This window comes from Flavicella sediminum, from assembly GCF_006381105.1.
Lineage (GTDB): Bacteria > Bacteroidota > Bacteroidia > Flavobacteriales > Flavobacteriaceae > Flavicella > Flavicella sediminum.
Genome location: NZ_VDET01000016.1, coordinates 53,082 through 66,559, shown reverse-complemented (window position 1 = coordinate 66,559; position 13,478 = coordinate 53,082). Strand labels below are relative to the sequence as shown.

At 33.8% G+C, this 13,478-nt stretch carries 11 protein-coding genes; 6 read left to right on the top strand and 5 right to left on the bottom strand.

The features are described from left to right. Positions 1 to 79: 79 nt before the first annotated feature. Together FGM02_RS13995 and FGM02_RS13990 are read left to right on the top strand one after the other, a co-directional pair. Positions 80 to 2,857, top strand: coding sequence for a hypothetical protein (locus FGM02_RS13995; RefSeq protein WP_139959116.1), 2,778 nt, complete (start codon positions 80 to 82; stop codon positions 2,855 to 2,857). 157 nt (positions 2,858 to 3,014) lie between these two features. Further along, a complete protein-coding gene (locus tag FGM02_RS13990; protein ID WP_139959115.1) occupies positions 3,015 to 3,911 on the top strand; it encodes a DMT family transporter in 897 nt (298 codons plus the stop codon). 146 nt (positions 3,912 to 4,057) lie between these two features. On the opposite strand, the gene FGM02_RS13985 is transcribed toward FGM02_RS13990, so the two are convergent. The 5 genes from FGM02_RS13985 to porX form a co-directional block, all read right to left on the bottom strand. Continuing rightward, positions 4,058 to 5,122, bottom strand: a complete 1,065-nt coding sequence (locus FGM02_RS13985; protein ID WP_139959114.1) for an aldose epimerase family protein — start codon at positions 5,120 to 5,122, stop codon at positions 4,058 to 4,060. A gap of 5 nt (positions 5,123 to 5,127) precedes the next feature. Then, entirely contained in the window at positions 5,128 to 5,511 is a 384-nt protein-coding gene (locus FGM02_RS13980; RefSeq protein ID WP_139959113.1) for a DUF4258 domain-containing protein, read from the bottom strand. Between the two features lie 98 nt (positions 5,512 to 5,609). Next, a complete protein-coding gene (locus FGM02_RS13975) occupies positions 5,610 to 6,809 on the bottom strand; it encodes an alanine dehydrogenase (RefSeq protein ID WP_139959112.1) in 1,200 nt (399 codons plus the stop codon). Between the two features lie 36 nt (positions 6,810 to 6,845). Then, positions 6,846 to 7,259, bottom strand: a complete 414-nt coding sequence (gene tsaE / locus FGM02_RS13970; RefSeq protein ID WP_139959111.1) for a tRNA (adenosine(37)-N6)-threonylcarbamoyltransferase complex ATPase subunit type 1 TsaE — start codon at positions 7,257 to 7,259, stop codon at positions 6,846 to 6,848. Positions 7,260 to 7,299: 40 nt separating this feature from the next. After that, positions 7,300 to 8,847 carry a T9SS response regulator signal transducer PorX gene (gene porX / locus FGM02_RS13965; RefSeq protein WP_139959110.1) on the bottom strand — a complete coding sequence of 516 codons (1,548 nt, stop codon included), beginning with the start codon at positions 8,845 to 8,847 and terminating at the stop codon, positions 7,300 to 7,302. A gap of 137 nt (positions 8,848 to 8,984) precedes the next feature. Between porX and FGM02_RS13960 the strand changes: the two genes are divergently transcribed. From FGM02_RS13960 to lpxA, 4 genes are read left to right on the top strand one after another with little or no spacing between them, the layout of a single operon-like run. Continuing rightward, positions 8,985 to 10,220, top strand: a complete 1,236-nt coding sequence (locus tag FGM02_RS13960; protein WP_139959109.1) for an HD domain-containing protein — start codon at positions 8,985 to 8,987, stop codon at positions 10,218 to 10,220. A 34-nt stretch (positions 10,221 to 10,254) separates the two neighbouring features. Continuing rightward, positions 10,255 to 11,289 carry a UDP-3-O-(3-hydroxymyristoyl)glucosamine N-acyltransferase gene (gene lpxD, locus FGM02_RS13955; protein ID WP_139959108.1) on the top strand — a complete coding sequence of 345 codons (1,035 nt, stop codon included), beginning with the start codon at positions 10,255 to 10,257 and terminating at the stop codon, positions 11,287 to 11,289. Positions 11,290 to 11,291: 2 nt separating this feature from the next. Then, a complete protein-coding gene (locus FGM02_RS13950; RefSeq protein WP_139959107.1) occupies positions 11,292 to 12,683 on the top strand; it encodes a bifunctional UDP-3-O-[3-hydroxymyristoyl] N-acetylglucosamine deacetylase/3-hydroxyacyl-ACP dehydratase in 1,392 nt (463 codons plus the stop codon). Between the two features lies 1 nt (position 12,684). Further along, positions 12,685 to 13,470: an acyl-ACP--UDP-N-acetylglucosamine O-acyltransferase gene (gene lpxA, locus FGM02_RS13945; RefSeq protein WP_139959106.1), complete on the top strand. Its 786-nt coding sequence runs from the start codon at positions 12,685 to 12,687 to the stop codon at positions 13,468 to 13,470. Positions 13,471 to 13,478: the final 8 nt, after the last annotated feature.

The window sequence follows — 13,478 nt, the reverse complement described above, 5'->3', positions numbered from 1 at the left end:
AAAGTCTATTAAAGGTGTTTTTTACATTTGTAGTTGGCTGATACTCAAAAAAAAGTAGGATATTTGAAAAAAACTAAAAATGAAAAGCCAAACTATTCAAAAGACCAATCCTCTATATAAATTAATATTCCTCCTTTTATTTGTTTCTATAAAGGCGCTTAGCCAACCTGTCATTTATTCTCAAAGTGCCTTGGCAGAAAAAATATATTTGCAATTAGACAGTAAAGTGTACGCCAATAGCGAAACCGTATTTTTTAAGGTAGTGTTAACCAATGCCATTAACCATGAAGCCAGTTTACTGAGTAAGGTGTTGTATGTGGATTTGGTTGATAAAAATAAAGAAATTAAAATCACAAAAATTATAGAATTAGAAGATGGTTTTGGATATGGACATATTGATTTGACGAAGGATATTTCCGAAGGACGCTATTTAATTAGAGCCTACACCAAATGGAATCAAAACTTTAAAAACGATTTTTTGTATGAGGAATATATTCAGGTAGTAACAAGTTTAATTACCGACAATTCAATTTCCAATTTGGAAGTTGCAGAAGGAAAGAGTGCAAATAATTATTTTAAACTGAAGTTGAATCCTTATTTGATTGACAGTCTGCACAAACGAAAATTGAAAGTTTTTTTAGATTACGGGAAAGGTTCGTCGAAAAATATTTCTGTAAAAGCGACAAAAGAGAAAAACTATTTTTTAGAAGATTCAATTCCTAAAAACACCGATCTTATTAATTTGCGTTTTGAGACCAGAAACAAAGAAACTTTTTCAAAAAAAATAGCGGTAAATAATCGTTTCATCGATTTACAGTTTTTTCCAGAAAGTGGTGATTTAGTAGATGGGCTGACAAGCATGGTTGGTTTTAAAGCCGTTGATGTTTTTGGAAGAGGTGTATTGGTTGAAGGTACCATTGTAGATGAAAATGATAATTTGATTACCTTATTTAGAAGCAATCATTTAGGGATGGGGCTTTTTGGATTGCGAAACGTATCTGCAAAGAAAAAATATTTTGCGAAGATAAAATCAAATAATTCAGAACTTCAACAGAAAAAATATGCACTCCCAGCGATTAAGGAAATTGGAACTTTATTGGCGGTGAGTAAAGCAAGAGAGGATATTGTTATTTCTGTAAAATCGAACTATTTGACTAGTGAAGATTTGAAATTGACAACTACTTGTCGAGGTGTGAATTATCACAACTTAAACTTCTCGTTAAAAAAGGGCAAAATAAATTTAAGAATTTCTAAAAAGAGTTTGCCAGAAGGGGTGGTGAAATTCACTTTAAAAAACGATTTGAATAGACCGATTGCGGAGCGCTTATGTTTTAACGAGCGATTGGATGATAGATTGGTTGTAAATGTAGCTACTAATGAAGAAAAGTACAGACAACGTGAATTGGTTGATTTAAGTATTTCTACCAAAAATGCAAAAGGAGATGATGTAGAAACAGATGTCTCGGTTTTAGTGATTGATGATGAATTAAAAGGAAGTATTCAAAGTGAACGACAAAATATACTGTCTTACTTTTTACTGAATTCTGATTTAAAAGGAACTATTGAAAGTTCGGGGTTTTATTTTAGTGATGGTAAGGCAAAGTATTTTCATTTGGATGTGTTAATGATGACACAAGGTTGGAGTCGCTATAAATTTGAAGACCCACTAACCAATCAAAAAATGAAATTTGAAATAGAAAAAAAACTATCTGTTGATGGTGTAGTTCGAAAAAAACTATTCAATAAAAAATCAAAAAACATTGGTGTAGGAATGATGACTTTTGGAAAGCATAAAACTTTTCAAACGCAAAACTCAGGGGAAAATGGCGAGTTTCGATTTTATTTACCCACTGAATATACGGATTATTTAGAGGTGTTGTTTCAAACATCAAAATATTCAGAAAAATCTAATTATTACAAAGTAGTGCTAGCTGAAAGGAGTCTTCCAGAAATCCGTTTTGAACCCAAAGAATTTCTACAAAAAAATAAAACGGTGATTGCTAAATTTCAAGAAGATTTATTAGTTAAAGAAACAAAAGTAAAAGCTTTTGAAACAGCTAGTGATGTGACAAATTTAGGAGAAGTGATTGTAAAAGGTTATTTAATGACAGAAAACCGAAAATTGGTGGCAGAGCGTTTTGGCTTGCCAAATACAGTGATTTCGGGAAAACAAATTTTAGAAAAGGAAGAACGTTGGTCTACGGGTTTGTTTAGTGTATTGATGTATTCTTTTCCAGAAATAAATGTAGAAATGGATTCTATAGGCGATTTGTACATTGATATTCCGGATTCAGAATCTACTTTTTTAGTCTTGGATGGAGAGGTTGTTGAACGTCAAGATTACCCACATGTGGCTGTTATTTCATCCAGTCAAATTAGTAGCGTTGAGTTGATCAAAGATATTAGTTCTTTTGAAGATTTGTTTTTAGAAAAATTTCCGGATTTAAATATTGGTAGTTTTACGGTGTCCGATGGTAATTCTACTATAACTGAGATGTCTAACGAAGGTGTTAAATTTAATTCTAGTGTTGTGGCTATCTACACAAAAGCAGGTGTTGGTTTGGGAGGAACGAAAAAGCCTACAGGAATTACGAGTATGGAGCTACCTGTATTTTCTTCAAAAAAAGAATTTTACCAACCAAAATATGTTCATTTAGAGCCCGAAGATTGGCTAAAACCAGATCAAAGATCGTTAATTCATTGGGAACCCAACATGAAAATTCCTGAAACGGGCAAGGCGTCAACTTCTTATTACAATGGTGATTTGGTAGGGAAAGTAAAAGTTGTTGTGGAAGCGATTTCTAAAAGTGGAGAATTGGGGTATAAAGAATTTGTGTATGATGTTACTAAAAGATAATTTTCTTTTCATTGTAGCGTGTTTTTAACGAAATAGCCTATTAGTGCTTGTTTTTTAGTTGTTTAGGTTTTGTTTAGGCGGCTAGTTTTTTGTTTGAACATCGTATATAGTCTTGATCGTTTCGGTATTGTTTCTACTGAAATCCAATCTTTGTAGAATGTCAAAAATAAATTCTAAGAGTATTGGTGTATTGTTTGCCGTTTTGGGTGTAGTGCTTTTTTCTGCCAAAGCCATCATGGTAAAGTTGGCCTACAATTATGAGGTAGATTCAGTGACCTTATTGTTAATGCGCATGCTTTTTGCCTTGCCAGTATATTTGGTTATTGCCTTTAAAATAAAGCCACAAAAAGCAAATGAAATTAAAAAGACAGATTACCTAGCCTTGGTGTTTTTTGGTTTTGTAGGCTATTATTTAGCAAGTTTTTTCGATTTTGAAGGACTTAAATATATCAAAGCAGGATTGGAAAGAATTGTATTGTTTATCTATCCTACTTTGGTGGTTATTTTATCACGTATATTTTTAAAAACAAAAATTACCAAACTACAAATTCTGGCTATAGTTATTACCTATATAGGTGTACTCATTGCTTTTTCTGGAGAAGTAGATTTGAGCGGTGATTTGATATATAAAGGAGTTTCTTTGATCTTTTTAAGTGCATTGACCTATGCCATGTACTTAGTAGGAAGTGGCTGGTTAATACCTAAGTTTGGCGTTCTGTGTTTTACGTCTTATGCCATGATTGTTTCTACTGTTTGTGTGGTAGCTCATTATCTATTTACGCATGATTTTGAATTGAAAAGTTATCCAAATGAAGTTTATTATTTGGGAATGGGAATGGCATTTTTATCGACAGTAATTCCTTCCTTTTTAGTGTCCCAGTCTATAAAAGTAATTGGAAGTTCTAATTTTTCTATTATAGGAAGTGTAGGGCCTATTTCAACGATTATTTTAGCTACTATTTTTTTAGGTGAAACACTAACGCTAAATCAGGTTATTGGGACGTTAATTGTTATTATAGGTGTATTTGTCATTTCTAAAGCGAAAGAAAAGTAGTTGTAGCTTTTAGAAAGAAAGTGACTAAACAAAAAACCGTATCCTCGACATAGTCAGGATACGGTTTTTTATCATTCTAATAGAATGAGCTTGTATATTTCAGTTGGCTTAGCTTGTCGGTTTGAGTAGGCTAAACTTGCAGAAGTCTAGGCTTGCACACCAAATTTATAAGAACAGAAAGAATAATATGCTTCACCTGGTTGTAATAAGGTAGAAGGAAAATTTTCTTGATTTGGACTGTTTGGGAAATGCTGTGTTTCTATGCAAAAACTTTCTTGCGATAGGTAGATTTTTCCCTGTTTTCCAGTTCCACAACCTGTCACCCAATTTCCTGTATAAAACTGTGCACCTGGTTCGTTGGTAAAAACTTCTAGTGTTCTACCTGATTTAGGTTCAATAGCTAAAACAGCTCTTGTATTTTTGTCAGCCAAATTAAAAGCAACTGTATGGTCGTAACCTCTAGCCATTTTTAATTGTTTGTTGTCATCGTTTAAATTTTCACCTATTAATTTTAATTCTCTAAAGTCAAAAGGAGTATTGGCAACACTTTCTAAGTTTCCTAAAGGAATTGCAGTTTCATCGGTAGGAATATAATGATCTGCATTTAATTGCAGCAAATGATCGGCTACAGGTCCATTTCCAGCTCCTTTCAAATTGAAATAAGAGTGGTTGGTTAAATTGACATGTGTTGCAGCATCTGTGGTGCCTTTGTATTCCAATTCCAAAGCATTGTCGTCTGTTAAGGTATAGCTAACTGTAATTTGTAAATTACCAGGATAGCCTTCTTCTCCGTCAACTGATAGGTAGCGAAGTTCGAGTTGTTGTTTGTTAATTTGCTTGGCATCCCAAACTACATGAGAAAAACCTTTGAGTCCGCCATGTAAATGATTGGGTCCATTATTAATAGCGCCAGAAAAGATATTTCCGTTCAGTTCAAATCTTCCTTTGGCAATTCTATTTCCATAACGTCCAATCAAGGCGCCTAAATAAACTTCGCTTGGCGGATTTTCATAGCGTTCAATATGATCATAACCCAATACAAGATCTTCAAAATTACCATTTTTATCAGGAGCCCATAAACTTACAATTCGTCCACCAAAATTGGTGATTTCAGAAACCAATCCGTTACTGTTTTCTAAAGTGAATAATTGTACAGGTTTGCCATCAATTATTTTTTCAAATTTTTTAGCATCTAATAAAACTTTGGTCATGGGAATTATTTTTTGTTGATAGTAATTTTTTCAAAAGTAGCGGAAGAGTCACAACGTTTCACTAGAAGAGAAACTTCTAAGTCGTTTAGTTCACCGTTAATTTTATATTTTTGACAAGGTTTGCTTGTGTCTGTATCGCTTTCAGAGAAGTCCACATCACTTTCACTTAATAAATAGGCAATTCTAATAGAATCCAATCCGTAAGTGTCAACGGCATTTTGTGCTTGTTCAGAAAAGTAATAGTGTGGTTTTACACGAATACTTTTTAAAGTACGTGAATCGGGTCCGTAAGGAAATTGGATGTTTTTTTGTTTGGCAATAAAAAGAACAATAATAATTCCGATAATACTACCTCCAAAAAAGTAAAAGCTTCGTTTCGCTAAGTTCATAACTTATAAAATTTCAGCCGTAAAAGTACTCATTTTTTATCGGTCAATAATTTTTTTTCAGGAAGATTTTGGCTACTTCTAAAAAGGCAATAAACTTTTTAAAGAATCAATAAATTGATATCCCGATACGGAAGGTCAAACCATTCTCCAACGGCTTTGTGCGTTAAAATACCATGGTAAAAATACATCCCGCTTTGCAAAACACGTTCACTCCTAAAGGCATGTTCAAAGCCACCTTGATCGGCAATATGTAATAAAAAAGGTGTTAATATATTACTGATAGATACCGTTGCTGTTCGGGCATATCTTGAAGGAATATTTGGCACACAATAATGGGTAATGCCATGTTTTTCAAAGGTGGGGCAGCTATGGGTAGTGACTTCTGAAGTTTCAAAACAACCACCACGATCGATACTGACATCCACAATAACGGCTCCGGGTTTCATGTTTTGTATCATTTCTTCGGTGACTACGACAGGTGATCTAGAAGTTCCACGCAAAGCACCAATCACCACATCACAACGCATCAAAGCCTTTTGTAAAGTTCTTGGTTGCAAAGTAGATGTATAAACGGTGGCACTGGTGTTATTTTGTAAGTTTCTTAATTTAGAAATAGAATTGTCGAATACTTTTACAGACGCGCCAATTCCTAAGGCCGATTTTGCAGCAAATTCGCCCACTGTTCCTGCGCCTAAAATAACAACTTCACAAGGAGGAACACCACTAATATTTCCAAGTAAAACACCATTTCCATTATTCTGTGTACTCATCAATTCAGCAGCAATAAGTACGGAAGCTGTACCTGCAATTTCACTTAAAGATTTAACGATTGGATAAATTCCTTGATCGTCTTTGATGAAATCAAAAGCAATGGCCGTAATTCTTTTTTGCGCCAAAGCTTCAAAGTACTTTTTAGTTTGAGTTTTTAATTGCAATGCAGAAACCAAAATACTTTGTGGTTTGATTAAGGCAATTTCTTCAAAAGTAGGGGGTTCAATTTTTAAGATGATATGACAGTCAAAAACTTCTTTGGCATGATAGGCAATTTTGGCTCCAGCTTCAGAGTAATTATGGTCTGTAAAGTTGGCGCATTCGCCAGCTCCTGTTTCAATGACTATTTTATGACCGCTTTGTGTTAAGGCAGCCACCGCATCAGGCGTTAAACAAATTCTCTTTTCTTCAAAAAAAGTTTCTTTTGGAAGTCCAATAAATAGTTGCCCTTTTTGTTTTTTTATTTCTAGCATTTCTTCTTGTGGAATTAATTCCGCATAGCTAAAAGGAGAAAAATGTTTACTCATAGGTTGTTGTATAATTGTGAGTAAAAACAAGGAGTGTTATGCTTTTTCCAAGCGAATGGTTCTTGTGTTGTCCTCGTTTAAACTCAAATAAATTTTGACACAGTCTAAAGGTAGTAAATTTTCAATTATAGATGGCCATTCTATAAAGCACCAGGCGTCGCTGTAAAAATAATCTTCGATACCAATATCATAGGCTTCTTCTTCTTTTTCAATTCTATAAAAATCGAAATGATAAATGGTACCGTTCTTTTCTGAAAAGTATTCATTGACCAATGAAAAAGTTGGAGAGCTGGCAACATCATCAATGCCCAATTGTTTGACCAATTCCTTAATCAATGTTGTTTTTCCTAGTCCCATTTCGGCATAAAAAAGTACCGATTTAGAATTGCAAGCTGCAATAATTTCTTTGGCAATTTCTGGGATCTGTTCTAAAGTATATTTTTTTTGCATTTTATTTTAAATAGTGGCACAAAAATAAGAAATAACTTTTTTATTTAGGTTCAAAAATAGCACAAGGAATAATCATTTCTTCTAATGAAATTCCACCGTGTTGATAGGTGTTTTTGTAATATTTTACAAAGTGATTGTAATTGTTTGGATAGGCAAAAAACAAATCTTCCTTAGCAAAAATAAAAGAACTGTTCATGTGCTGTGTTGGTAAGAAAATATCTTTTGGGTTTCGAACGCTGTACACATCCTTTTCTTCAAAGGTCAAACTTCTACCTACTTTATAGCGCAGGTTGTCACTAATTTCACGGTTACCAATCACTTTGGTTGGCTTTTTACTATTAATGGTTCCGTGATCGGTGGTGATAATTAATTTCATACCGGCCTTTTGTGCTTTTTGAATGGTGCTAAATATTGGCGAATTTTTAAACCAACTCAAGGTTAACGATCGGTACGATTTTTCATCACCAGCCAGTTCTTTAATCACATCTAGTTCGGTTTTTGAATGAGAAAGCATGTCTACAAAATTGTAAACAACAGCGGTTAAATCATTTCCTTTTAAACCATTAAAATTATCATCCAATTCTTTGGCAGCTCTGGAGGTGGTTATTTTATAATATTCGTGTTTTAAGCCTGGTTTTAAACGTTGAATTTGAGCAGTTAAAAATTCATTTTCATACAAGTTTTTACCACCTTCATCGGTGTCGTTTTTCCAATAGTTAGGATGTTTTTTTTCCATTTCTAAAGGCGTCAATCCTGAGAATATCGCATTTCTTGCGTATTGGGTTGCTGTAGGTAGTATGCTATAAAAAGGAGTTTCACTTGTTTTTTTGTAGAAAGGTTGTAGATGTGGTTCTAAAACTTTCCACTGATCGTAACGCAGGTTGTCAATAACAATTAACAAAGTTCCTTTGTCTGTATCCAATTCAGGAAGAATCACATCTTTAAACAACATGTGTGAAAATACCGGTCGGTCATGGGCAATTAGTAAATCTTCATAGTTTCTTTTAATGAATTTAAAAAACAAACTGTTGGCTTCTTGTTTCTGACTTTCAAGTATGGCAAGCATACCGGTATCATCAATATTTTCAAGTTCAAGTTCCCAATGAATCAATTTGTGGTAAATTTCAATCCATTCCTCATAAGAATTTACCATGGCCAAATCCATAGATATTTTTCTGAATTCCTGTTGGTAATTGGAGGTTGTTTTTTCTGTAATTAATCTAGAATGGTCTAAGTTTTTCTTTAAACTTAATAAAATTTGATTCGGATTTACGGGTTTGATAAGGTAATCCGCAATTTTAGAACCAATGGCTTCCTCCATAATATATTCTTCCTCACTTTTGGTAATCATGATAACAGGAAGATTGGTTTTTATGTTTTTTATTTCCGTTAAGGTTTCAATACCCGTTAAACCTGGCATGTTTTCATCCAAAAAAACAACGTCGTAATTTTCCTCTTTGATCAAGTCAAGGGCATCAGCGCCATTGGTACATTTGGAAATAGTGTAATTTTTTGCTTCTAAAAATAGAATATGAGGTTTTAATAATTCAATCTCATCATCTACCCATAGTATGTGTATGCTTTTCATATTTTATAATTCTTTGTATTGCTTTGTTTAGGATTTTACTCTAAAAAGCAATGAATTTGAGTAGTTAATATTATAAGCCGAATGGGCCTTTAACTACTTTAGATTGTTATCTTTGTCTTTTTTTAAAAATAATTCTTTTGAGCGCAAAAAAAACGAACAAATTAAAGATTTTAAACGACCCAATTTACGGTTTTATTACAATACCCAATGCATTAATTTTTGATTTAATTGAACATCCTTATTTTCAACGTTTAAGAAGGATTTCTCAAATGGGATTGTCTTATTTGGTATACCCAGGTGCCCACCACACGCGTTTTCATCATGCCATTGGCTGTATGCATTTAATGCAAAAAACGGTGGCAACACTGCAAGCAAAAGGAGTTGAGATTTCTGATGAAGAGGCTACAGCATTAAATATAGCCATTTTGTTACACGATATTGGGCACGGACCTTTTTCTCATGCTTTGGAACATAGTATTGTTAGCGGAATCAGTCATGAAGAAATTTCATTACTGTATATGCGAGAATTAAATGAGCAATTTGATGGGAAGTTGCGTTTGGCTATTGAAATTTTTGAGGGAAAATACCCACGTAATTTTATGCTGCAATTGGTTTCAAGTCAAATGGACATGGATCGATTGGATTATTTAAAGCGCGATAGTTTTTACACAGGTGTTGCGGAAGGAAATATAAATTCAGAACGTTTGATTGTGATGTTAAATGTGGTGAATGATGAATTGGTTCTTGAGCAAAAAGGTGTTTATTCTGCCGAAAAATTTATTGTTGGACGTAGGTTGATGTATTGGCAAGTGTATTTGCATAAAACAGGAGTGGTGGCAGAAAAAATGTTGGTGAACTTATTAAAGCGTGCCAATGTTTTATCAAAAAGAGGCGAAAAATTGCCTGCCAGTAAAGCTTTTCAGTTTTTTTTACAAAACCAAATTAACAAAGAAAATTTTGGCAATGAAACGGTCGCTTGTTTTGCGCGTTTAGATGATTATGATGTGCTTTCGGCAATAAAAGAATGGATCAGTTATCCAGATCGGGTACTTTCTTCTTTGTCGGAAATGATTATAAATAGAGATTTGCTGCGAATTGAATTTTTGAAAAATGAACTTAGCTCTGAAGAGTTTAAGGAGATTGAGATAGAAAATAAAAACTTATACAACTATACAGAAGAAGAGCTTCCGTATTTTGTTTTTACAGATTCTGTTGAAAATCAAGCGTATAATTCTTCAAAAAGTAAGATTAATATTTTGTTTAAAAACGGAAGTATTTTGGATTTAGGAAAGGCTTCAGATCAACTAAATATTCAAGCATTAACCAATCCGGTAGTTAAACATTTTGTTTGTTATCCAAAGAAATTGGTTTAGCAGGATACATATTATTTTTATACTTTTGCAGATAATGAAATTTACAGCAATACAAATAGCAGAAATTTTGGAAGGGGAGGTCGTAGGAAACCCCGAAGAAGAAGTTTCAAAGCTTTCAAAGATTGAAGAAGGAGAACCTGGTTCTTTGACTTTTTTATCGAATGAAAAATACACACCTTATATTTACACAACACATGCTTCCGTAGCCATTGTAAATAAAAGTTTTACCCCAGATAAAGAAATTACAACAACATTGATAAAAGTACCAGATGCTTACAAGGCATTTTCTACTTTATTGTCGTTTTATAATGAAATAAAAAATAACAAATCAGGATTTGAAGAGCCTCATTTTAAAAGTGAGTCTGCGAAGTTCGGTGCAAATGTTTATCTTGGCGCTTTTTCCCATATCGGTCAGAATGTTGTTTTGGGAGATGATGTGAAAATTTATCCCAATTGTTTTATTGGTGACAATGTTGAAATAGGAGAAGGAACGACCTTATTTGCGGGAGTTAAAATATATTCGGAAACTCAGATAGGTAAAAATTGTAAAATACATTCTGGTGCTGTTATTGGCGCAGATGGATTTGGTTTTGCACCTGATGAAAATGGAGAATATTCAGCCATTCCTCAAATAGGAAATGTCGTAATTGGAGATCATGTAGATATTGGTGCTAATACCGCCATTGATAGAGCTACTTTAGGGTCGACAAAAATAGGGAAAGGAGTTAAATTAGATAATTTTGTTCAAATTGCACACAATGTAGAAGTTGGAGCCAATACCGTGATAGCGGCAATTACCGCAGTAGCAGGTTCAACAAAAATTGGTGAAAATTGTATGATTGGTGGTCAAGTGGCCATTGCAGGACATATTAGCATAGGAAATGGAGTGAAAATCCAAGGGAATACTGGAGTAGCAAGTAGCATCAAAGACAATGCAGTAATCAAAGGGACACCTGCTTATGATGCCACTCAGTACAACAGATCTTATGTGCATTTTAAAAAATTGCCAAGTCATATTCAAAAATTAGAACAATTAGAAAAAGAAATTAAAGCATTAAAAGAATCATAAAGATGCAAAAGAATCAACAGACAATAAAAAATGAAATTACACTTTCTGGTATCGGTTTACATACTGGTAAAGAAGTAACATTAACTTTTAAGCCTGCGCCTGTAAATTACGGGTATGCTTTTGTAAGAACTGATCTTGAAGGTCAACCTACTATTGAGCCGAAAGCAGAATATGTAGTTGATACGCAGCGCGGTACCAATTTAGAGAAAAATGGAGTTTCTATTCATACTTCTGAGCATGTATTAGCCGCAGCTGTTGGACTAGGGGTTACCAATTTAATTCTAGAAATGGATGCTGCTGAACCTCCTATTATGGATGGGTCTTCAAGATATTTTGTAGAAGCTTTGGAAAATGCAGGTATTGTTGAGCAAGATGCACCTATTGATGAATATATCGTAAAGGAAGTAATTTCTTACAAAGAAGAGTCGACAGGGAGTGAAATTATGATCATGCCTTCTGATGAATATCAGGTAACAACTATGGTAGATTTTGGTACGCAAATTTTGGGTACACAAAATGCCAATATGAATACGCTTTCTGAATTTAAAGCAGAAATTTCAAATGCAAGAACGTTTAGTTTTTTGCATGAGTTAGAAATGTTGTTGGACAATGATTTAATAAAAGGTGGCGATTTAAACAATGCCATCGTTTATGTTGATAAAGAGATTTCTGAATCAACCATGGAAAAATTAAAAACAGCCTTTGGTAAAGACGAAATTAGCGTAAAAGCCAACGGAATTTTAGATAATTTGACTTTGCATTGGGCCAATGAAGCAGCACGACATAAATTGTTGGATGTGATTGGAGATTTGGCTTTGGTAGGAACTCGAATTCGAGGGAAAGTAATAGCAAACAAACCAGGGCATTCTATCAATACAAAATTTGCCAAGAAATTAGCAAATATTATCAAGCAAGAAAAAAGGAACAATGTACCTCAATACGATTTGAGTTTGCCGCCTTTAATGGATATCCATAAAATTATGGAAATTTTACCTCACAGACCTCCATTTCTGTTAATTGATAGAATTTTAGAATTATCGGACAGTCATGTGGTTGGAATGAAAAATGTTTCTATGAATGAGCCTTTTTTTGTAGGCCATTTCCCAGAAGCTCCAGTAATGCCAGGAGTATTACAAATTGAAGCCATGGCACAATGTGGAGGAGTTTTGGTGTTAAGTACGGTTCCAGATCCAGAAAATTATTTGACATATTTCATGAAAATGGACAATGTGAAATTCAAACAAAAAGTATTACCTGGTGATACTTTGATATTTAAAGCAGAATTAATCACTCCAATTAGAAGGGGAATCTGTCATATGCAAGCTTATGGTTACGCTAATAATAAATTAGTAGTAGAAGCAGCATTGATGGCACAAATCGCAAAAAAGCAATAAGATGAATCAACCCTTAGCATACGTACATCCTCAAGCTAAAATAGCCCGTAATGTGGTTATTGAACCTTTTACCACCATTCATAAAAATGTTGAAATTGGTTCTGGTACATGGATTGGATCTAATGTTTCCATTATGGAAGGCGCTAGAATTGGTGAAAATTGTCGAATTTTTCCTGGAGCAGTCATTTCTGCTATTCCTCAAGATTTAAAATTTGAAGGAGAAGATTCATTGACCGTTATTGGTAATAACACAACCATTAGAGAATGTGTGACCATTAATAGAGGAACCAATGATAGAGGAAAAACCGTAGTTGGAGAAAATTGTTTGATCATGGCAGCTGCACATATTGCGCATGATTGTATTGTTGGTAACAATGCAATTATTGTAAATGGAGTGTTGCTAGGTGGGCATGTAACTGTAGGTGATTATGCTGTGTTAGGTGGACTTGCAGCGATTCATCAATTTATACATATTGGCGAACATGCGATGGTATCTGGTGGTTCTTTGGTTAGAAAAGACGTGCCTCCGTATACAAAAGCAGCAAAAGAACCTTTGTCGTATGTAGGAATTAATTCTATTGGTTTAAGAAGAAGAGGATTTGACTCTGAAAAAATAAAAGAGATTCAAGAAATCTATAGAATTTTATATCAAAAAAATTACAACAATTCACAAGCTTTAGAAAAAATAGAAGCAGAGATGGAGGCTACTCCAGAACGTGATGAAGTAATCATGTTTATTAGAAATTCTCAAAGAGGAATTATGAAAGGATATTCTGGAAATCAATAAAATCCTTC

Coding starts and splice junctions, on each gene's coding strand:
- FGM02_RS13985 (WP_139959114.1), bottom strand. CDS start 5,122: ATGACCAAAGTTTTATTAGATGCTAAAAAATTTGAAAAAATAATTGAT.
- lpxD (WP_139959108.1), top strand. CDS start 10,255: ATGAAATTTACAGCAATACAAATAGCAGAAATTTTGGAAGGGGAGGTC.
- porX (WP_139959110.1), bottom strand. CDS start 8,847: ATGAAAAGCATACACATACTATGGGTAGATGATGAGATTGAATTATTA.
- FGM02_RS13995 (WP_139959116.1), top strand. CDS start 80: ATGAAAAGCCAAACTATTCAAAAGACCAATCCTCTATATAAATTAATA.
- FGM02_RS13950 (WP_139959107.1), top strand. CDS start 11,292: ATGCAAAAGAATCAACAGACAATAAAAAATGAAATTACACTTTCTGGT.
- FGM02_RS13990 (WP_139959115.1), top strand. CDS start 3,015: ATGTCAAAAATAAATTCTAAGAGTATTGGTGTATTGTTTGCCGTTTTG.
- tsaE (WP_139959111.1), bottom strand. CDS start 7,259: ATGCAAAAAAAATATACTTTAGAACAGATCCCAGAAATTGCCAAAGAA.
- lpxA (WP_139959106.1), top strand. CDS start 12,685: ATGAATCAACCCTTAGCATACGTACATCCTCAAGCTAAAATAGCCCGT.
- FGM02_RS13975 (WP_139959112.1), bottom strand. CDS start 6,809: ATGAGTAAACATTTTTCTCCTTTTAGCTATGCGGAATTAATTCCACAA.
- FGM02_RS13980 (WP_139959113.1), bottom strand. CDS start 5,511: ATGAACTTAGCGAAACGAAGCTTTTACTTTTTTGGAGGTAGTATTATC.